At 65.3% G+C, this 21,064-nt stretch carries 16 protein-coding genes and 1 tRNA gene; 10 read left to right on the top strand and 7 right to left on the bottom strand.

Features of this window, described 5'->3' with window-relative positions:
- Positions 1 to 36: 36 nt before the first annotated feature.
- Together cmk and aroA are read right to left on the bottom strand one after the other, a co-directional pair.
- On the bottom strand, positions 37 to 675 hold the full coding sequence (cmk, locus tag A7X65_RS14190) for a (d)CMP kinase (protein WP_063685720.1): 639 nt from the start codon (positions 673 to 675) through the stop codon (positions 37 to 39).
- On the bottom strand, positions 672 to 2,045 hold the full coding sequence (gene aroA, locus A7X65_RS14185) for a 3-phosphoshikimate 1-carboxyvinyltransferase (protein ID WP_063687688.1): 1,374 nt from the start codon (positions 2,043 to 2,045) through the stop codon (positions 672 to 674). The genes cmk and aroA overlap by 4 nt, the downstream gene beginning before the upstream one ends.
- A 134-nt stretch (positions 2,046 to 2,179) precedes the next feature.
- On the opposite strand from aroA, the gene A7X65_RS14180 reads away from it, so the two are divergent.
- Entirely contained in the window at positions 2,180 to 2,587 is a 408-nt protein-coding gene (locus A7X65_RS14180) for a TIGR02300 family protein (protein WP_063685718.1), read from the top strand.
- A 96-nt stretch (positions 2,588 to 2,683) separates the two neighbouring features.
- A tRNA-Ala gene (locus A7X65_RS14175) sits at positions 2,684 to 2,759 on the top strand.
- 69 nt (positions 2,760 to 2,828) lie between these two features.
- Here A7X65_RS14175 and A7X65_RS14170 read toward each other — a convergent pair.
- Complete coding sequence (locus A7X65_RS14170; protein ID WP_063685716.1) at positions 2,829 to 3,287, bottom strand: MarR family winged helix-turn-helix transcriptional regulator; 459 nt, start codon at positions 3,285 to 3,287, stop codon at positions 2,829 to 2,831.
- A 155-nt stretch (positions 3,288 to 3,442) separates the two neighbouring features.
- Between A7X65_RS14170 and A7X65_RS14165 the strand changes: the two genes are divergently transcribed.
- The 8 genes from A7X65_RS14165 to A7X65_RS14130 all read left to right on the top strand — a co-directional run bounded on the left by A7X65_RS14165 (position 3,443) and on the right by A7X65_RS14130 (position 10,807).
- Positions 3,443 to 3,868, top strand: coding sequence for an organic hydroperoxide resistance protein (locus tag A7X65_RS14165; protein WP_063685714.1), 426 nt, complete (start codon positions 3,443 to 3,445; stop codon positions 3,866 to 3,868).
- A 174-nt stretch (positions 3,869 to 4,042) separates the two neighbouring features.
- Complete coding sequence (locus A7X65_RS14160; protein WP_063685712.1) at positions 4,043 to 5,245, top strand: CaiB/BaiF CoA transferase family protein; 1,203 nt, start codon at positions 4,043 to 4,045, stop codon at positions 5,243 to 5,245.
- Between the two features lie 323 nt (positions 5,246 to 5,568).
- Positions 5,569 to 6,885, top strand: coding sequence for a sn-glycerol-3-phosphate ABC transporter substrate-binding protein UgpB (gene ugpB, locus A7X65_RS14155; protein ID WP_063685710.1), 1,317 nt, complete (start codon positions 5,569 to 5,571; stop codon positions 6,883 to 6,885).
- Positions 6,886 to 6,933: 48 nt separating this feature from the next.
- A complete protein-coding gene (gene ugpA / locus A7X65_RS14150; protein WP_063685708.1) occupies positions 6,934 to 7,815 on the top strand; it encodes a sn-glycerol-3-phosphate ABC transporter permease UgpA in 882 nt (293 codons plus the stop codon).
- A complete protein-coding gene (gene ugpE, locus A7X65_RS14145) occupies positions 7,815 to 8,663 on the top strand; it encodes a sn-glycerol-3-phosphate ABC transporter permease UgpE (RefSeq protein ID WP_063685706.1) in 849 nt (282 codons plus the stop codon). Before ugpA ends, ugpE begins: the two co-directional genes overlap by 1 nt.
- Before the next feature lie 13 nt (positions 8,664 to 8,676).
- A complete protein-coding gene (locus tag A7X65_RS14140) occupies positions 8,677 to 9,762 on the top strand; it encodes a sn-glycerol-3-phosphate import ATP-binding protein UgpC (protein ID WP_063685704.1) in 1,086 nt (361 codons plus the stop codon).
- Between the two features lie 296 nt (positions 9,763 to 10,058).
- A complete protein-coding gene (locus A7X65_RS14135; RefSeq protein WP_063685702.1) occupies positions 10,059 to 10,484 on the top strand; it encodes an Hsp20 family protein in 426 nt (141 codons plus the stop codon).
- A 50-nt stretch (positions 10,485 to 10,534) separates the two neighbouring features.
- On the top strand, positions 10,535 to 10,807 hold the full coding sequence (locus A7X65_RS14130; protein WP_063685700.1) for a BQ00720 family protein: 273 nt from the start codon (positions 10,535 to 10,537) through the stop codon (positions 10,805 to 10,807).
- A 158-nt stretch (positions 10,808 to 10,965) separates the two neighbouring features.
- On the opposite strand, the gene A7X65_RS40580 is transcribed toward A7X65_RS14130, so the two are convergent.
- The 4 genes from A7X65_RS40580 to A7X65_RS14110 form a co-directional block, all read right to left on the bottom strand.
- Positions 10,966 to 14,079, bottom strand: coding sequence for an autotransporter outer membrane beta-barrel domain-containing protein (locus A7X65_RS40580; RefSeq protein WP_082884936.1), 3,114 nt, complete (start codon positions 14,077 to 14,079; stop codon positions 10,966 to 10,968).
- Positions 14,080 to 14,497: 418 nt separating this feature from the next.
- A complete protein-coding gene (locus A7X65_RS14120) occupies positions 14,498 to 15,610 on the bottom strand; it encodes a tetratricopeptide repeat protein (protein ID WP_063685698.1) in 1,113 nt (370 codons plus the stop codon).
- Positions 15,611 to 15,822: 212 nt separating this feature from the next.
- Entirely contained in the window at positions 15,823 to 19,152 is a 3,330-nt protein-coding gene (locus A7X65_RS14115) for an Ig-like domain repeat protein (RefSeq protein WP_167358244.1), read from the bottom strand.
- Between the two features lie 260 nt (positions 19,153 to 19,412).
- Positions 19,413 to 20,975, bottom strand: a complete 1,563-nt coding sequence (locus A7X65_RS14110) for a winged helix-turn-helix domain-containing protein (protein WP_167358243.1) — start codon at positions 20,973 to 20,975, stop codon at positions 19,413 to 19,415.
- Between the last annotated feature and the right edge of the window lie 89 nt (positions 20,976 to 21,064).

Raw genomic sequence — 21,064 nt, 5'->3', positions numbered from 1 at the left:
GCGGGAGCGGGCACTTCCTCCAATGACGGTGGCGGCTTAACCCCGCGACCGGCCCGCTCGGACGGCCTCGATAATGTCGATGGCGGCCCGGACGCCGCCCTCTATATCCAGTTGGGAGTTATCTAGCAAGTAAGCATCCGAGGCCGGCTTTAAAGGCGCAATCGGCCGGTTCTTGTCGCGTTCGTCGCGCCGGATGATGTCGGCGAGCACGGCCGCTTCGTCGGCCTCCTCGCCCCTGGCCCTCGCCTCCATGGTGCGGCGGCGGGCGCGGACCTTGGGGTCGGCGACGACGAAAATCTTCACATCGGCATGGGGGCAGATCACGGTTCCAATGTCCCGGCCGTCCAGCACGGCCCCGGGCGGATCGGCGGCGAATTGCCGCTGGAAATTGACCAGGACCTCGCGGACCCTCGGGATCGCCGAGACGATCGAGGCGCCCTCGCCGGCCTCCTGGGTCTTCAGGGCGGGATTGCCGAACTTTTCCGGATCGAGCTCCAGGGCAGCCTGCACCGCGGCCGCCTCGTCCCGGAGATCATGACCGGACTGCGTGAGGGCATAGGCCACCGCGCGGTAGATCACGCCGGTATCAAGATGACGATAGCCGTAATGGTGGGCGAGACGTTTGCCGAGCGTGCCCTTGCCCGAGGCCGCGGGCCCGTCGATCGCGATAATCATGAAAACTCGGCCCCTAGCGAACGCATCATCGGAATGAAATCCGGGAAACTGGTGGCGATGAAGGCGGTGTCGTCGACGGTCACCGGCTGGTCGGAGGCGCAGCCCATCACCAGCGCCGACATCGCGATGCGATGATCCATGTGGGTGGCCACCGTGCCGCCGCCGGGGACATGGCCGCGGCCCTCGACGATCAGGTCGTCGCCGGAGATCTCGACCTTGACGCCGTTGACGCGCAGCATCGCGGCGGTGGCCTCAAGGCGATCGGATTCCTTGACGCGGAGCTCCTGCAGGCCGCGCATGATGGTCGTGCCCTCGGCAAACGAGGCCGCCACCGCCAGCACCAGATATTCGTCGATCATCGACGGCGCCCGCTCCGGCGGCACCTCGACGCCGCGCAGCTTCGAGGCGCGCACGCGCAGCTGCGCCATCGGCTCGCCGGCATCGCCGCGCACGTCGCTTTCCTCGATGGAGGCGCCCATTTCGCGCAGCGTGGTGAACAGGCCGGTGCGCAGCGGATTGGTCATGACGTCGGACAGAACGACATCCGAGCCCTCGACAATCAGCGCAGCGACAATTGGGAATGCGGCCGACGAGGGATCGGCGGGCACGACGACATTGGCGCCATGCAGCTCAGGCTGGCCGACCAACGTGATGCGGCGGCCGTGCAGGCCTTCCTGCACCGAGGTGATGTCGGCGCCGAAGTGCTTGAGCATCAGCTCGGTGTGGTCGCGGCTGGCCTCGTTCTCGATGACCGTGGTGGTGCCCGGCGCGGCGAGGCCCGCCAGCAGCACCGCCGATTTGATCTGGGCCGAGGCGACCGGGGTCTTGTAGGTGATCGGCAGCGGATCGCGCGCGCCCTGGAGCGTCAGCGGCAGGCGGCCGCCCTCGCTCCCGGAGGTGACTTTCGCGCCCATCTTTTCCAGGGGATCGAGGATCCGGCGCATGGGGCGGCTGCGCAGCGAGGCATCGCCGTCGAACACCGCCGAGATCGGGCAACCGGCGACGGCGCCCATGACCAGCCGGCAGCCGGTGCCGGAGTTGCCGAAATCCAGCGCCGCCTTGGGCTGGGCAAAGCCGCCGACCCCCACGCCGTTGACCTTCCAGGCGAAATCGCCGGTGCGTTCGACGCCGGCGCCCAGCACCTGCATCGACTTGGCGGTGTTGAGGACGTCCTCGCCCTCCAGAAGGCCCGAAATCCGGGTCTCGCCGACCGCGAGCGCGCCCAGGATCAGGGCGCGGTGGGAGATCGACTTGTCCCCGGGCACCCGTACTTTCCCGGTCAGGGGACCGCTGGCGCGAGACTGGAGCGGCCTCGGTTCGTCGGAATGGGTCAAGATTGTGTCCTTGGATAGGCCCCTGGACGCATCCATCGGGCTGGCGCGCAGGTACCACATGGTCTGCGTCCCGTCACGGGCATGTCGTTCTCCCGTAATGCGCTATTGACAGCGGGCCGCCAACTAGCCAAGTGAAGCACCGCTTTTCAGACATTCCCAGGATTCCTGCCGTGGCCAAGTCCGAACTCGGAACCAAACGTATTTGCCCGACCACGGGCAAGAAATTCTACGACCTCAACAAGAATCCGGTGATCTCGCCCTATACCGGCGAAGTTGTGCCGATCGCGCCCGTGGCGCCCGCCCGCGTGCCTCGCGGCGCCGAGGCCCGCCATGCAGCCGCCGCCGACACCACGCCGGAGCCGGCGGAGGTCGAGGAGGTCTCGCTCGAGGAGGCCGACGCCGAGGAGAACACCGGCAAGGTCAAGGCTGCCGTGCCCGAATCCGAGGACGATATCGAGGTCGATGAGACCATCGACGACGACGATGACGACGATTCGACCTTCATTGCCGACGAAGAAGAGGGCGATGAGGACGTGACCGACATCATTGGTGATGTCGGAGGTGATGAAGAGACTTGAGATCAGCCCTGATCTGTGAAAAAGGGTGCACCGCGCGAGTCGCAAGGCTCGCCGGTCCAGGGGTGATCAACCAGGTTCACCCCGGTTAAGGACTAAGGGGCCATAGCTCAGCTGGGAGAGCGCTTGCATGGCATGCAAGAGGTCGGCGGTTCGATCCCGCCTGGCTCCACCAGCCTTCGCGAAGCGAAGGCTGCCGCGGCGCAGCCCGAAGGGCGAAGCCGGGCTTTGAATTAAATCCCGACTACTCCCCGATCACCGCATTCAGCCGGTCCCTGAGCGCGACGATCTCGTCCTTCATCGTCACCAGCTCCGACACCGAACAGTCCGACGCCGCCAGGATCGACTGCGGCACGGCGCGCGCCTTTTCTTTCAGGGCGTGGCCCTGCGGCGTCAGCGAGATCAGGACCTGGCGCTCGTCCTCGCGCGAGCGGGTGCGCCTGACGAGATGGGCGGCCTCGAGGCGCTTGAGCAGCGGGGTCAGCGTGCCCGAATCCAGGAACAGTTTTTCGCCGATGTCCTTGACCGGCACGTCGTCGCGCTCCCACAGCACCAGCATGACGAGATATTGCGGATAGGTCAGGCCGAGCCGGTCGAGCAGCGGCTTGTAGACGCGGTTGAAGGCGTGCGCGGCCGAATAGACCGCGAAGCAGATCTGGTTATCGAGCTTTTGCGGATCGAAGGTCGATGATTTCCGGGCCATAGAGAATCTCACGGGTTTCTCCCATTCTGGGGCCGGCCGGCGGCACATTCAATTGCGAACAATTAAATGTGAGGCATGCCGATTTAGATTGCGCACAATCTAATTGCCTGCGATAAAGATTGCACCCCAACCCGCAAGGACCCGAGGAGACGACAATGTCCGTGAACGTGCTCTACAAGACCAGCGCAAAAGCCACCGGCGGCCGCGACGGCCATGCTGCGACCCTCGACGGCGCGCTCGACGTCAAGCTGACCACGCCGAAGGAGCTCGGCGGCGGCGGCGGTGCCGGCAACAATCCCGAGCAGCTGTTCGCGGCCGGCTATGCCGCCTGCTTCATCGGCGCGATGAAGTTCGTGTCGTCGCAGGGCGGCCCCAAGGTTCCCGCCGACGCCTCCGTCACCTCGACCGTCGGCATCGGCCCGCGCTCCGAGGGCGGCTTCGGCCTCGATATCGACCTCGCCGTCTCGCTGCCGGGCCTCGCCCGTGCGGAAGCCGAGGCGCTGGTCGCCAAGGCGCACCAGGTGTGCCCGTACTCCAATGCCACGCGCGGCAATGTCGACGTTCGCCTGACGGTCGTCTGATCCGACGGTGAATTGGCTGGCCCGAGACCCCCCTCGGGCCGGCCGCTTTCGTTGATTTCCCACATTGCGGGATTGCGCGGCAGCCGTGCATGCGGCCCTACGCGGCAGCCCATTGCTGGCTCAAAAAAACCTCGCTAGGCCTGTGATCAAATATCGACACAGGGAAGCGACGGCATGACTGAAGCAGCATTGGGCGCAATGAGCGGACTGCGCGTCATCGATCTCACGCGCGTGCTCGGCGGTCCCTATTGCACCCAGATCCTCGCCGACCACGGCGCCGACGTGATCAAGGTCGAGCCGCCCGCGGGCGACGAGGTGCGCGAATGGGGCCCTCCCTTCCATGAGGAGGACGCGGCCTATTTCGTCGGCATCAACCGCAACAAGCGCTCGATCGGCCTCGACCTCGCCTCCGAGGGCGGCCGAATCGTGCTGCTCAAGATGCTGGAGACGGCCGACGTCCTGATCGAGAATTTCAAGCCGGGCACGCTGGAGAAATGGGGCATCGGCAACGATGTGCTCAGCAAGAAATTCCCGCGCCTCGTGCATTGCCGGATCTGCGGCTTCGGCGCCGACGGCCCGCGCGGCGGCAATCCCGGCTACGACGCCATCATCCAGGCCATGACCGGCATGATCGCGGCGACCGGCTCGCCCGAGAGCGGCCCGATGCGGATCGGCGTGCCGCTGGTCGACATCACCACCGGACTTTACGCGGCGATCGGCATCCTGATGGCGCTGTCGGAGCGCCAGCGCTCCGGCAAGGGCCAGTTCCTGGAGACGACGCTGTACGAAACGGGCCTCGCCATCATGCATCCGCACACCGCGAACTATTTCATGCATGGCAAGCCGCCCTCGCTCACCGGCAACGAGCATCCGAACCTCGTGCCTTACGCGATCTTCCCGACCAGGACCGACAACATCTTCATCGGCGTCGGCAATGACGGCACCTTCCGCAAGCTCGCCAAGGAGATCGGCAAGCCCGAGCTCGGCACCGATCCGCGCTTTGCCCGCAACAAGGACCGCATCGCCAACCGCGAGGCGCTGCGCGCCGAGCTTGCCGCGGTGTTCAGCCAGCACGAGGCCGAGCCGCTGTGCAACCGCCTGCTCGCGGCGGGCCTGCCCGCCGGCCCGGTGCAGAAGATCGACCAGGCCCTGACCAACGCGCACACCATCGCGCGCGGCGATATCATCGAGAAGGACTGGTACAAGGGCGTGGCCTCGCCGATCCGGCTCGATCGTAGCAAGCCGAGCCTGCGGCGCGTGCCGCCGAAGTTCAGTCAGCACGCGGCCGAGGTGCTGGGCGAGTTCGGCTATACCAAGGCCGAGATCGACGCGATGGTCGAGAAGGGCACCGTCTGCGGCCCCGAGCGCAAGCGCTGATCGACTAGAAACCGCCGAGCCGCAACGCAGGCGCGCTCCCTCTCCCGCTTGCGGGAGAGGTTAAGGGGAGACCGGAGTTGCGCCGGCTCTACCCAACGCCCACGGCCGATCGCCACCCCCATCAACCAATGCCGCAGTGCGGCGCGACCCACGCGCGTGCACCGCGAACGGCTGCCGCCGTCCGCGGCGCATTCGCCTATTTGACGGCTTCCCTTTTCCAGCGCTTGCCGCTTTCGTTTCGGCCGCTTACACAGTCATGTGAACGTCATATGGCGCTGCTAGCGCAAGCGCTTCTCGATTGACGGGCAAGGGAGGTTTTCTTGATGACTCTTCGACATTTTGGCGCGGCTGCTGCTGTTGCACTCACGGTTGGACTCGGCGCCTCGCCGGCCCTGGCCGTCACCGAAATCCAGTGGTGGCACGCGATGACCGGCGCCAACAACGACGTCATCGTCAAGCTCGCCAACGACTTCAACGCGTCGCAGACCGACTACAAGGTGATCCCCACCTACAAGGGCAACTACCCCGATACGATGAACGCCGGCATCGCCGCGTTCCGCGCCGGCAACGCCCCGCACATCATGCAGGTGTTCGAAGTCGGCACCGCGACCATGATGGCCGCGACCGGCGCCGTGAAGCCGGTCTACAAGCTGATGGCGGAAGCCGGCGAGAAGTTCGATCCGAAGAACTATCTGTCCGCGATCACCGGCTATTACTCGACCTCGAAGGGCGAGATGCTGTCCTTCCCCTTCAACTCGTCGTCGACCGTAATGTGGGTCAATCTCGACGAGCTGAAGAAAGCCAATGTCGAGATCCCCAAGACCTGGCCTGAGGTGTTCGAGGCCGGCAAGAAGCTGAAGGCGGCCGGTCACGACACCTGCGGCTTCTCCGGCTCCTGGGTCACCTGGGTCAATCTCGAGCAGCTCTCGGCCTGGCACAACGTGCCGCTCTCCAGCAAGGCGAACGGCCTCGACGGCTTCGACACCGTGCTCGAGTTCAACGGACCGCTCCAGGTCAAGCATCTCGAAAACCTGGTCGAGCTGCAGAAGACCAAGGTCTACGACTATGCCGGCCGCACCAACACCGGCGAAGGCCGCTTCACCTCGGGCGAATGCCCGATCTACCTGACCTCGTCGGCGTTCTTCGGCAACGTCAAGGCGCAGGCCAAGTTCAACTTCACCGCGGTGCCGATGCCGTATTATCCGGACGTCAAGGGCGCACCGCAGAACTCGATCATCGGCGGTGCTTCGCTCTGGGTGATGGGCGGCAAGTCGGCCGACGAATACAAGGGCGTCGCGAAGTTCCTGACCTTCCTCTCGGACACCGATCGCCAAGTCTACATCCACAAGGCCTCGGGCTATCTGCCGATCACCAAGGCGGCCTACGCCAAGGCGAAGGAAGAAGGCTTCTACAAGGATCAGCCCTATCTCGAGACCCCGCTGATCGAGCTGACCAACAAGGAGCCGACCGACAATTCGCGCGGCCTGCGCCTCGGCAACATGGTTCAGCTGCGTGACGTCTGGTCGGAGGAGATCGAGCAGGCTCTGGCCGGCAAGAAGACCGCCAAGCAGGCCCTCGACGCCGCCGTCGAGCGCGGCAACACCATGCTGCGGCAGTTCGAAAAGACCGCCGTGAAGTAAGGCGACTGGCGGCAGGCCGGCCACCCGGCCTGCCGCTCTCGGGGCATCATGCAAAAGCAAGCCATTTTCCAATCGAAGCTGTTGCCCTACGCGCTGGTTGCGCCGCAACTCGCGATCGTCCTGATTTTCTTCTATTGGCCGGCCCTGCAGGCGGTGATCCAGTCCTTCCTGCTGCAGGACGCCTTCGGCCTGTCGACGACCTTCGTCTGGTTCGACAATTACATCGAGCTGTTCAGGGATCCCGCCTATTTCGAGGCGATCGTCCGCACCTTCTTCTTCTCGTTCGCCATCGCGATCTCGTCGCTGTCCTTTGCGCTGCTGCTCGCGGTGATGGCCGACAAGCCGCTGCGCGGCTCGATGCTCTACCGCACGCTGCTGATCTGGCCCTATGCGGTGGCGCCGCCCGTGGTCGGCGTGCTCTGGATCTTCATGCTGCATCCCTCGCTCGGCGTGGTCTCGCGTTACTTGCGCGCCGCCGGCGTCGACTGGAATCCGCTGCTCGACGGCAACCAGGCCGCGGCGCTGATCATCCTCGCCGCCGCGTGGAAGCAGATCTCCTACAATTTCCTGTTCTTCCTCGCCGGCCTGCAGGCGATCCCGAGGAGCGTATTCGAGGCCGCCGCGATCGACGGCGCGCGCCCGATGCGGCGGTTCTGGACCGTGACCTTCCCGCTGCTGTCGCCGACCATCTTCTTCCTGCTGGTCGTCAACATCGTCTACGCCTTCTTCGACACGTTCGGCATCATCGACACCATGACCCGCGGCGGTCCCGGCACGTCGACCGTCACGCTGGTCTACAAGGTCTATTCCGACGGCCTGCTCGGCGGCAATCTCGGCAGCTCGGCGGCGCAGTCGGTGATCCTGATGATCATGGTCATCGTGCTCACCGGAATCCAGTTCCGCTTCGTCGAACGCAAGGTGACCTACTGATGGTCGAGGACGAGGGCATCCGGCGCTACGTCGCCCATTTCATCCTCTGGATCGGGATCGCGATCGTCGCGTTCCCGGTCTATATCGCGATCGTGGCCTCGACCCAGGACAACGCGCTGATCGCCAACGGGCAGATGTCGCTGCTGCCGGGCGGCCATTTCTTCGAGGTCTACTACCAGACCATCTTCGTCGGCACGAGCGGCTCGACCCGCGAGCCCGTCGGCAACATGATGCTCAATTCGCTGGTGATGGCGCTGGCGATCGCGATCGGCAAGATCGCGATCTCGATCATCTCGGCCTATGCGATCGTGTATTTCCGCTTTCCGTTCCGGATGTCGATCTTCTGGATCATCTTCATCACGCTGATGCTGCCGGTCGAGGTGCGCATCTACCCGACCTACAAGATCGTCGCCGACCTGCACATGCTCGACAGCTATGCGGGCCTCGCGCTGCCGCTGATCGCTTCCGCCACCGCGACGCTGCTGTTCCGCCAGTTCTTCATGACGGTGCCAGATGAATTGCTGGAGGCCTCACGCATCGACGGCGCCGGCCCCTTGCGCTTCTTCTGGGATACGCTGCTGCCGCTGTCGCGCACCAACATGGCCGCGCTGTTCGTGATCCTGTTCATCCTCGGCTGGAATCAATATCTCTGGCCGCTGCTCATCACCACCCGCGATGACATGCAGACCATCCAGGTCGGCATCCGCAAGATGATCACCACCACCGACGCGCTGACCGAATGGCCGATCGTGATGGCGACCGCCGTGCTGGCCATGCTGCCGCCGGTGTTCGTCGTCGTCGCCATGCAGAAATTGTTCGTGCGCGGCCTGGTCGAGACGGAAAAGTAACAAGCGAGTTTTCATGGCCAACGTCACCCTGCGCAACGTCCGCAAGACCTACACCGGCGGCTTCGAGGCCATCAAAGGCGTCAACGTCGATGTCGCGGACGGGCAGTTCTGCGTGCTGGTCGGCCCCTCCGGCTGCGGCAAGTCCACGCTGCTGCGCATGGTCGCAGGCCTCGAGACCGTCACCGGTGGCGAGATCGACATCGGCGGGCGCGTCGTCAACCAGATCGAGCCCGCCGATCGCGACATCGCGATGGTGTTCCAGAACTACGCGCTCTATCCGCATATGAGCGTCTACAACAACATGGCCTACGGCCTGCGCAACCGCGGCATGGCCGAAGCCGAGATCAAGACCCGCGTCGAGGAAGCCGCGCGCGTGCTCGAGCTCTCCGCGATGCTGGAGCGCAAGCCGCGCCAGCTCTCCGGCGGCCAGCGCCAGCGCGTCGCCATGGGCCGCGCCATCGTGCGCCAGCCGAAGGTGTTCCTGTTCGACGAGCCGCTGTCGAACCTCGACGCCAAGCTGCGCATCTCGATGCGCGTCGAGATCCGCAAGCTGCAGCGCCGGCTCAACGTCACCTCGATCTACGTCACGCACGACCAGCTCGAGGCGATGACGCTCGCCGACATTCTCGTCGTCATGAACGGCGGCCAGGTCGAGCAGGTCGGCAATCCCCTCGCGATCTACGAGAAGCCGGCGACCACCTTCGTCGCCTCCTTCATCGGCGCGCCGCCGATGAATTTGATGTCGACGCGCCCCGACGAGATCAAGTCGCAGCTCGGCGGCAGCGCGACCGATGCCGGCATCGTCGGCATCCGCCCGGAAGACTTCGCCATCACCGACCAGACGCCCGCCGGCGGCGTCGCCCTGCCGCTGACCGTCGAGGCCATCGAGCGCGTCGGCGCCGAAACCTTCGTCTACGGCTCGCGCCAGCATGAGGACCAGCGCGTCGCCGCCACCCCGGGCGAGCTGCCGCCCGGCGAGATCATCGTCCGCATCCCCGGAACCGAGGCGCCCGCCATCGGCGCGAAGATCCGGGTCGCCGCGGTTCGCCAGAAGCTGCATTTGTTCAGCGGCGACGGGCGGACGCGGATCGAGGCCTGACCGGTTCCGAAGGGCCCCTCGCCCAAAAGTTCGAAAACAACCCCATGCACAGTAGAAGGGGCGCTGTTTTCATTGGGATAAATCGGCTCACCGATTCGTCATGCCCACCCTTGCGGGCCCACCACGAATTGTAAGCATTTTGTGCGATGGCAGAGGGGGTGGGCGGCAGGAGCGGCCATCCACAGCCCCCGGCTACGTCCTTGAACCACCACAGGGATATGCCCATATTGCTGACCAAGGGGTGCCTTCATCGGGCCCCGAAACACCAAAGTCGCTTCGAGAGGACTTTGTAAACTATGTCTCGTGTTCCCACGCTTTCCAGTCCGTTCCTTCTGGGCTTCGACGAGATCGAGCGCGTGCTCGACCGCGTCGTCAAAGGCGCCGACGGCTACCCTCCCTACAATATCGAGCGGTGCAACGGCGCGGACAACCAGCCCGAGCGTTTGCGCATCACGCTGGCGGTCGCCGGCTTCACCCGCGACCAACTCGATGTAACCATTGAGGAAAACCAGCTCGTGATCCGCGGGCGGCAGCAGGACGACAAGGCCCGGCAATACATCCATCGCGGCATCGCCGCGCGCCACTTCCAGCGGACCTTCGTGCTGGCGGAGGGGATGCTGGTGCTGGGTGCGGATCTGAAGAACGGGTTGTTGTCGATCGACCTGGCCCGGCCTGAACCGGAGAGGATCGTTAAGACAATCGCTATCAATGAGCACGAATAATGGAACGAGTAGCGGACTCGACCGCTTAGTTCGTTAGAGGAGTCGAGACCATGAGTGAAGGTCACGTTGCGTTCGAATTCGAAGCCAAGAACGTCTCTCCGGAGACGCTGGCAACCTTGGGCGAAGGCCATATCGCCTATGTGAAGCAGATCCGCTCCGAGGATGTGCCGGACCTGTTTCCCGAGGCGCCCAAGATTGCGCCGGGTCTCAAGCTTTTTGCGCTCCACGCCGCCGACGGCACGCCGATCATGCTGACCGACAGCCGCGAAGCCGCGGTTGCGAATGCCTGGAGCAACGAGCTGCAGGCGGTGAGCGTGCACTGAGCGCACGCGCGTCGCACGATTAGAGTTTTGACGGGCATGCCTTCAGGCGAAGGCGTGCCCGTTTTTATTTTGCGGCACGCACCGCACTCTCCTCGCAATGACGAAGTGTGAGGCTATCGCGTCCTCGGCTCTCGTGGCCTGGAGGCGGCGCAGCAGTCTCACCACGCGTAGCGCGCCACGCCCTTGCCGGCGTAGCTGCGCGTAACGTTCGAGAATTCGCCTTCGAACGTCGCAGCAGCGGCCCAGCCGTTCAGCCATTTCTTGTCGACGGACGCGGTGACGAGCGCGGAGTCGGCGGCTTGCGCGGCGCCGTTGACGACGAAGCTCGAACCGGGGAGCGCCTGGAAGGTCGCGCCGATGGCGCGGTCAGGATTGAAGTCATGGGCCCAGGCGAGACGGCCGCGCAATGTCGCGATGCCGTCGGTCATGGCGAAGGATTTGTCGGTGCGAAGGCCGAACTCGCTGCGGGTGTCGGTGACGCTCCTGGCGCCGTAAGTCAGGGCAAACGTGTTGTTGCCGGTGATCGCCTGCTCCGTATAGGCCGGCAGATCGAACGTGGTGAACTGCGCGGCCGCATAGGGCGTGACGCCGACGCCGCCGATCACGGGAGCGACGAAGCGATAGCCACCTTCCAGCCGGCCGGAATACGCATTCGCGTTGAAGCGTGCCTGGAGATGATCGAGGCCTGCGATCGTGACATTGCGATCGGTGACGATGTCCTGCCAGCCATAGGCCAGCGCGCCCGTGACATAGGCCGCACCTGCATGGTGGCGCACGAAGGCGCCGGCCTGGAACAGGTCGGAACGGCCGGTGCCGCCATTGGCCACGGAGAAGCTGGTGCCACCGCCGGCGAGCGCGAAGCCTGCGACCGTATCGGGCGAGAACCAGTAGTCGGCGCCCGCGGTCGCGCCGGCGATGCGGCTGGTGGCGGCGTTGGCGCCGGTCGTTGCGTTGCCGTCGGTGGTTTGCGAGCCGCCGAAGCCGGCAGCCCACACACTCCAGCGCGACTCGAAGGCCTGCACCGGAGCTTTACGATAGATCGCGGCGTAGGCGTCACGCTCGGCGCCGCTGCGCTTGCGGCCGGCAGCATAAGCGAGCGCGTCGCTGTCCTCGGCCGCATAACCCGCAGCACCGCCGGGCGAACGCGGATCGCCGCGACCGGCGACGAACGGATCGGTCAGCACGCCCATGAACATGTTCATCGCGTTGAACGTGGTTTGCTGCGTGCCGGTGGCCGTCTCGCCCGAGGCCTGCGTCAGCGCGTTGAGCAGAGGGGTGCCCGAGAGCGCGAACAGCGCATTGAAGCTGGCCGATATCGCAGCGCCGCCGATCAGCGCATTGTCGATTCCGGCCGCAACGTTCCGCTGATTGATGCTGGCATTGCCCGGCAGCGAGGACGAGAGCGTGCCGGCATCGAGCGTCAGCAGCACATCACTGCCGACATAGCTCAGCCGCGCGTTACGGGCGAAGCTGTTCGCGGTGAGGAATTCAGCGCCGGAGAAGCTGCCGCTCACCGTGCCCGCGGTCATGATGGTATAGGTCGTCGTCGCCGACACCCGCGTCAGCGGATCCACCACCACCTTGCCATTGATGCTGGCGATGCCCGTGACGATCGTCTTGTCGGAGGTCGCGCCGGAGACCTGCACCAGATAGGTCGAGGCCGCCGTCATGGTCAGGCTCGCGGTTGTCAGCGTGCCAATCGAATTGCCGGGCGCCAGCGAGCCGCCATTGATGGCGACGGCACCGAGAGTGCCGCTGCCGCCGAGCGTGCCGCCGGCATTCACGGCGATGCTGCTGGCCGAGGAGAGATCGCCGTTCACCGACAAGGTGCCGCCGTTGACCGTCACCGGACCGGTATAGGTCGCGGTACCCGTGAGCGTCCAGTTGGACGACCCCGTCTTGTCGAGCAGCGCCCAACCGGTCGATATCTGGCTGACGTCGAAACTGTTGCTCCCGCTGCCCGCGAAACGGAAGCTGTCCGTGCCGTGGCCGATGGCGAGGCCGACGAGCTTTGCGTTCGGTCCGTCCATCACGAGAAGGTTGTTGCTTCCGGAAACGAAGGTCACCGCGGTGCCGGTGAGGCCCGTGATGCTGCCGGCATTGATGACCGTCGAGACGCCGCCCGTGAACGTGCTGACACCACCCACGTTACCGATGATCGTGCCGCTGTTCGCGATCGTGACATTGCCCGTCGTAGAAAATGCGTCGACGCCGATACTGCCGCCACTGTTCCATGTGCGCAAGGTCGCGGCCGATCCGATCGTGACGTTGATGGCGCCGCTGCCCGACCCCACACTGATGGCGTTCGAGCCGGGAAAATTTGAGCGGACCGTGCCGCTGGTGACGGTCACCGTATTGGTTCCGGCTTGTGTGATGGCCAACACGCCTTCGCCCGTGCTCGCCGTCACGTCCCTGGAGGTGGTCACGGTCGACGTACCCGCACCGACGGCCGTCGCCACGATGGCAATCCCGGCGGCGGAGATGACGCCGTCACGTGCGATCACGATGTTGCCGTTGCCGCCGGATGCCGTCGCGTGAATGCCCTGGCCCGCGGTGATCGTGCCGCTTCCGGTCACCGTCACGTCGCCGCCACCGCTTGCGACTGCACTGATGCCGAGACCCGACGTCACGTTGCCGCTGCCGCTGACGGTCACGCTGCCGGTGCCGCTGGTCGCAGCATCAATGCCGGTGCCTCCGCCGACGGTGGTCACGCTGCCGTCGCTCGTGACGAGCACGGAGCCACTGCCTGTATTGGAGGCACTGAGGGCCGTGCCGGCGGCCGTGTTGATGATGCTGCCGCTGCCCGAGTAGCTGACGGCCCGGCCGTTGCCGACAAGGCCGATTGCGGAGACGGCCGCCTGGTTCGTCGTCACGATGCCGCTGTTGGTCATCGTGATGGTCTGGCCGGAGCCGGTCGGAGCAAGCTGAAGACCGAACCCGTTGACGGTGGTGTTGGCGGTGACGGTGCCGATCGTATCGGCATTGAACGATTGCACCCGGTCGTTGGTCGCGGCGTTCGGGCTGGTGTTGTTGGTCGTATTCGTGGTCGTGATCGTGCTGCCGGGCGCGTCGCACAGCACGGTGACCGGGCTGGAGCCGCTGGTCGAGCAGGATTGCGCCAGCGCGCTCCCGGGATGGCCGGCGATCATTGCGACGAACACGCCTGCACACGCCGTGCTCGCGAGCAGCGAGCCGCGCCGCTTCGACGCATCAAGATCAATCGGCGATGAAAGGACGCGCGGCGCGCCATGCGCCGGAATCTGTTTCGACATGCCCCCGCCCGCTTTTTGCCGCCGAGTCGGCTGAATATTGGAGGCCTTGCCGGCAGATTACTGGAGATTGCAGGGGGCACATGGAGCCCGCAAGATGTGCCACCAGCTCCGTTACCAATTCACTTTTTCTGTGTCCGACCGGACACAGTGTTGCCAGAGCGCGTTCGTCCGGGGGCAGCGCAATCCAGGTGGCGGCCAACCTTTGCCTTAGCCTCAGGAGACAGGACCATTCAGACTATCGCAGCGAACGCGCATATCACTGAATACATGGTCAAAATTGAACCGACGAGCACTCCGGGGACGGATCTTCCGGATGCGGCATGGGACAGGAAGCGTGAGGTATCGGCCACTCGACCGTCATTCTGAATGCGATCCCATGCTATCGGATTGATCGAAGCTGGCACACGCCGCTCGCCCATCACTTCACAAAGCCAAGCCCTTCGCGCGCCGTGTCGACGGCCCATTTGTCGGTCGGCGGCAGCGCGAGCACGCTGTTGAAGTCCGTGCGCGCATGCTTGGCGTCGGACATCATCATGTAGAGGAGGCCGCGATTGGCCAGGGCGGACTGGCTTTTCGGATCGAGCCGGATCGCCTCGTTGTAGTCGGCGAGCGCGCGGTCGTGCTGTCCAAGGTCGCGAAACACGCTGGCGCGATCGTTGTAGACCGCCGAATCTCGCGGCTGTAGCCGAATCGCTTCGTCGAAATCGGCAAGGGCCCGTTTATCGTCGCCCTTCCTGTGCAGGACGACGGCGCGAATGCGATAGGCCTTCTGGAACGACGGCGCCATTCTCGTGACGTCGTCCAGCTCCCGGATGGTACCGTCGGTGTCATCCTTGTTCAGGAACACGATGGCGCGGCAATAATGGCCGCCGGCACTTCCGGGCTCGAGACGGACCGCGCTGTCGCAGTCGTCCATGGCTGCATCGACCTCGCCCTTGTTGAGACGAACGTTGCTTCGCAGCTCGTAGGGCCCGGCAGCGGCTGGATTCCGCTGCATCGCCTCGGTGTAATCGGCGGCAGCGCGATCGGCGTCGCCCTTCACCGCATAGACCTGCCCGCGCATCGTGAGCGCACGGTAGGCCTGCTTGGGGCTGCGTTCGATGGCCTCGGTGAAGCCGGCGATCGCGAGATCGAAATCGCGGTGATTGAAATATTCCTCGGCGCGCGAGGTGTAGGGCGCGCCATAGTCGGGATCGAGGCGGATGGCCTCGTTGTAATCGGCCATCGCGTGATCGCGGTCGCCTTTCGCGGAATAGGCGCGGCCGCGGCAATGATAGGCACGCCCGAAATTCGGGTCGATCCGGATCGCAGCGCTGCAATCGTCGAAGGCGCGATTCCAGTCGCGCTTGAGATAATAGGCTTCTCCCCGCGACTCATAGGCGGCCGCATTGGCCGGATCGGAGGCGATGATCGCGGTCTTCTCGGCGATGACGCGGTCGTTCGACGCCTCGTCGGCATGCGCCGCGGCCGTGGCGGCAATGGTGACCGAGCAAAGCAGACCGAAGAATCGTCCTTTTGAGCCGCAATTCATGCCTCAAAATCCCGCATCGAATCCGAGCCGCCGGCAGGATACCTCGTCGGCCCGGATGGGGAGAAACCTCCCGGACGGCATCGCAGCCCCGGCTGAGACATAAGTCGCAGGCGAGGCCGCGGGCGTTCAATCCCGGCACGAGAGAGGGGGACGCCATCGCACCAACGTCCGCAATGGCGGCAAGACGGACGCTATCTCGCGCCTGTACGCCGCTACTGCGCGCTGAACGGGATCGAGGCACGGGCGCGATAGGTCCACAGCCCAACGTCGCCGCCGATGCCGCCGCGCTCGACGCCGACGGCAATCTGCGCGCCGTTGGCGTAGCGCGCGGCGACGCCACCGGTAGCCCGCGCAGACCAGCCATCGAGCAGGAATGTTGGCGGTGTGGCGGCGACGGCCAGTGCCGAAGCTGCGGCCGTGTCGCCATTGAAGTAATAGTCGCCGTACAGGCCGACATAGGGAGTGACCGTCGCACGGGACAGCCATGCCACCGGGTATGCGAGCTTCACGCCTCCGCTGGCGCGGCCGCTGGTGAAATCGCGCGCGGCCTGCAACGTGCCGAGCGTATCGGTGTAGGCGCTCTCGTGCTCCCACATCGCGTAGACCTTCGCCGACGGTTCGATCAGGAGGCCCAGGTAGCGATAGATGCCCGTGAGGCCGCCGGAAGCCAGCCAACGGCTGCCGGTGAATGAGCCGGCTGCCGTGCCTGCCGTTGCGTTATAGCCGATGCCCGAATAGGCGATCCCCGCGTCGAAACGAACCGTGTCGGTGACGCGCCAGCCGAGATAGGAGCCGAGCGTCCAGCCGTCGCCCTTCAGGCGGCCCGTGAGCACGTCGGAGTGGTAGTCGAAAGTTTCGTAACCTCCGAGCACGCCGACCAGAAGGTTCGGCGTCAGCTTGCGCGTGACGCCCGCGAGCGCGTTGACCTGGTTGCCGTAGAGCATCGGCACCGTGGTGGCGCTCCCAAGCGGCGCGACGCTCCAGCGATCCAGCGTCGCACCGCGCACCTCGGCCCAGGCCAGCCAATCGCGCGGCTCGGCAATGCGCCTGGGCGGCGCCTTGGCCGCTGCCGCATCATTGATCGCTGCAAAGGCATCGTCGACGCGCGAGCCGGGCACTTGCGATGGCGATGCCGGTCGCCTGCCCTGGGCGGAGGCGCGATCGCGGCTTTGGGCCGGATCATTGCCGGCGCCGCGCGGAGCCGGGTCTGTCGTCGCAGCGTCGGGATCGGCGGCAAAGTTGAAGCGGACGCCGCTGCTGTTGGGCATGACGAGCGGCCCGCCGTCGCTGAAGCCTTCGCCGATCGCGCTATCGACCACGCCGGAGATGGCCTGGCCCGAGAATTGCGCCGCCACTGGCGCCGCCAGAGTCTGCATGGCGCGCAGTTTCAGGCTGTCCGCCGGCGTGTTGACGCTCTGAATCAGCGGTGCGGACGTCGAGGCCGTGTAGGTCGCGTTCCCGGCGTAGCTTGCGGTGATGGTGTGGCTGCCGAGCGTCAGCGACCCGGCCGTGAAGGTCGCGACGCCCGCGGCAAGCGTCGCCGTGCCGATCGCAGCACCGCCGTCGCTGAATGTCACCGTGCCGGTCGGCGTGCCGCCACCGCTCGACACCGTTGCGCTGAACGTCACCGGCTGGCCCGCCGCGCTCGGATTTTGCGATGAGGTCACCACCGTGGTGGTCGCCGACTGATTGACGGCCTGGGTCAAAGCCGCCGATGCCGAGCCCGCATTGTTGACATCCCCGGCATAAACCGCGGTGATCGAATGCGATCCGGCCGACAGCGCCGCCGTGGTGAATGTTGCCACGCCGCCGGCGAGCACCCCTGTCCCGAGTGTCGTGGGGCCGTCCTTGAACGTCACCGTCCCCGTCGGCGTGCCCGAAGGCGCCGTGACCGTCGCAGTGAACGTCACCGATTGCCCCAAGCCGCTCGGGTTCAGCGACGAAGTCAAGCCGGTGGTCGTCGTCGACGTCGTCACGGTGACGACGGCCGACGCCGTGTTGCCGGTGCCGCCATTGGTCGAACTGACGGGACCGCTCGTGTTGGTCTTGGCGCCGACGGAGGTGGCCGTGACATTCAGTGAGGCGGTGCAGGAGCTGCCGACCGCAACCGTTCCCCCCGAAAGAGTGATGGGGCCGCTGCCGGCCGCTGCGGTAAAGACGCCGCCGCACGTCGTGGTGAGGGCGTTCGCCGCTGTGATCACCAGGCCCGGCGGAAGGGTGTCGCTGAACGCGACGCCCGTCAGTGCCGTCGAAGCACTGGGGTTGGTGATGGTGAATGTGAGCGTGGTGGTGCCATTGACCGGAATGGACGACGGAGCAAAGGTCGCGTCGATCACAGGGGGCGACAACGGTGCATTGACCACCTGCGGATTACCGCTGAGCGAACCCGTGCTGCCGTTGAAATTGCCGTCGCCACCATAGCTGACCGTGATGGTGTGACTGCCTGCTGCAAGCGCCGGAGTGGTGAAGGTGACGGAGCCTCCGCTCAGCGGCGCGCTGCCGATCGGACTGCCGCCATCGAGGAAGGTCACCGTGCCGGTCGGAGTTCCCGCCCCCGGCGCAACGGCTGCAACGACGGCGGTGAAGCTGACGGACTGGCCGACCGCGCTCGGGTTGACCGAGGACGTCACGGAGGTCGTGGTGTTGGCCTTGTTGACCACTTGCGGATTGCCGGTGAGCGGTCCCGTGCTGCCGTAGTAAAAACTGTCGCCGGCATAGGAGGCCGTGATCGTGTGATTGCCGACAGCGAGCAACGAGGTCGTGAGCGTGCCGGCGTTCGGGAATGGACCCGCGTTGATCGAAGTGCCGCCGTCGAGAAAGTCTGCGGTCATGATCGAAATGCCCACCGCCGCGCCGGACGAGACGGTCGCGGTGAAAGTGACAGGCTGACCGAACACGCTCGGATTTGCCGAAGAGGTCACAGCGGTCGTTGTGTTCGCCGGGGTGACGATCTGTGACGTGTTCAACGACGCGAAGCTGCTGTCGAAATTGCCATCACCGCTATACGTAGCCGAGACCGTGTAGGAGCCCGGGTCAAGCCCGGTGGTGAAGCTGGCGATACCCCCGATCAGGGCCCTCACCGCCCCGCCTGCCCCGGATATGGAAAAGATCACGGTGCCGGTCGGCGTTCCTGCCCCGGGGGTGGACGAGACGACCGCGGTGAAGGTGAACGAGCCGTACGGGCCGGGATTGGCCGAGGAGGTCACGCTGACCGTGGTGGCGGCCTTGTTGATCACGAGCGTATAATTGTTCGAGACGCTGGAGGTGTCCGTATCGGTCGCCGTGACCGTGAAGGAAAACGATCCCGCCGCCGTGGGCGTACCCGACAACAAGCCGGACGGACTGAGCGTGAGTCCGGGCGGAACGGCGCCCGATGCTCCATAGGTGCAGCACCCGGCCGTGCCTCCCGCGCCGGAAAATTGCGTGGAGGTGTATGCATCTCCCACGGTGCCCGGCGACAGGCTGCCGGAGGGCGGGGTTAGCGAGGTCACTGCAAAGGCCGTGGCCGGTGCGGCGAGCAACATCAGAATGAGTGCAGCCATCTGCAACAGCCGCGACGACATCAGCGGGCCGCGTATCGCCGGCCGGCACTTTTCGAGAGTCGAGGCCCGGCTTTCCAGCGCTGAGCGAACCAAGTCTGAACGAACGAACATACCCGCCTTGCACGTTGGCCGGCAAAATCGAGCCGGTCAGCCGTCGCTAGCAGGCAATTGTTTGGTCAATATTTGAGAATCGCCGAGCACGCCCCGTCGGAGCGTGCGTGAATCAGATCGCCCCGCCAATGCGGCACGCGCGCAACAATTCAGGCCGCGATCGGGCCGATGCTCCTGAGAACGAACGCAGGCACGGTCTCTTCGCCGTGCAGCCGCGTCGCGTGCGCGATCAGGCCGCGCATGACATTGGCGCGTGCCTCTTCCGAGACCAGGTGACGCGCCGAGGTGAAGTAGAGATATTCGATCGCATTGCGTGCGCCCGCCGGGCCGATCGCGGTCAGTGCATCCAAAGACGACGCCGGCAATTTCTGCTCCGGCGCGGCAACCATCCAGCCGATCGTCAGGCCGATGTCGTGCGGGCAGCGCGGATTGTCTCTCGCTGCATCGGCGACAGCCGTGTCCAACGCGGCGCGATCTCCGGACGCAAGCACGGAGATTGCCTTCAGGACCCGCATATGGAGATGCAGATCGGAGTCCGGTTCGAACGTTTCGATGCCGCGATCGAAGAATTCGATCGCTTCATCGAAATGGCCGCGCGCGTGACGCAGTTGCCCCATCACGGGAAGGGCTGCGGCAGAATCCGCCGTCTGCGCGAACGCGCGCCCGGCAATGTCTTCCGCGAGGTCGAGGTGACCGCGATCGATGAAGTACAGCAGCTTGGCGGCCGCCAGCATCAGCAGCGGATTCGCCTCGACGGCGGGCAGGCACTCCAGCACCGTGGCGTCGATCTCGCTTTCGATGCGGTAGCGTTCTTCCAGGCTGATCTCGCCGAACGGACTGGTGTGGACCAGGCGCGCGAACAGATGCAGGCACCATTGCAGGGCGATGTCCGCATTGAGGGGATCGTGCGCGCGGTTCCTGCCGAGTTGCTCGCCGCTTGCCAGCCACGCCCGATTCGAGGCCGACAGCAGGCTTGCGGCCTTGTGGAAGCGCGTTTCAAGCGGTTCGTCCGCGGGCGTGCCAAGGCCGGTCGAGGCCTCGATGAGAGCCTGTGACAGCGCATCGACGACGCCGTCCGAAACCCTTCGCGCCTCGGTCGCCAACGACACGGCATCCGCCATGTCGAAACGGAGCCGGAATGCTTTCACGATCCGCTTCGACGGCATGTCCCGCAAGGTCGCGGCACAATCGAGATGCTCGTTGCCGGCGAGAAAGCTCATTTGCAGGACATGGCGCGCGCCGGTTGCGGCGGCGTATCCGTCCTCGACAACGACGACCTCGCGGCCAAGGCCGGCGGCGATCTTGTCTCGGACCTGTTCGACCAGGGACGACACCTGCTGACCGAAGCGATGGCCCTGCGGTCCGAACGTCGGCGCAATAGCAAGGAATCCCTCGATGGCCCCGGGAGACGGTGCCGCGATCCAGACATAGCCTTCGCCATATTGCGTGGCGATGTACTTCGGCGATCTGGCGCTGTCGCCAAGCTTGGCCCGCAGCCTGTTCACCAGGAAGTCGATGTTGCGATCGGAGACGTCGGATTCGGAGGCGAGCTCGTCAAGCAGACGGCCACGGCGCATGAGACGATGCGGATTGCGCGTGAGGGCGAGCAGCAGCGCGCGCTCGTTTCTGGTGAACTTGATCGTCTGCTCGTTACGGCGCGCGAAGAGGCACGTCTCGTCAAGGATCAGATCTCCAAAGCGGAGATCTGGCACTTTGTTCACTCCTACCCCCTTCAGGCCATCACGCGCCGGCGCGAGACAGTTACCCTCTGGAACCGCCCTGCCGCAAGCGTTGCGTGTAA

The sequence above is a fragment of the Bradyrhizobium stylosanthis genome, assembly GCF_001641335.1.
In the GTDB taxonomy this organism is placed as follows: domain Bacteria; phylum Pseudomonadota; class Alphaproteobacteria; order Rhizobiales; family Xanthobacteraceae; genus Bradyrhizobium; species Bradyrhizobium stylosanthis.
The sequence above is the reverse complement of the archived record's forward strand: the minus strand, read 5'-3'. Positions and strand labels throughout refer to the sequence as shown.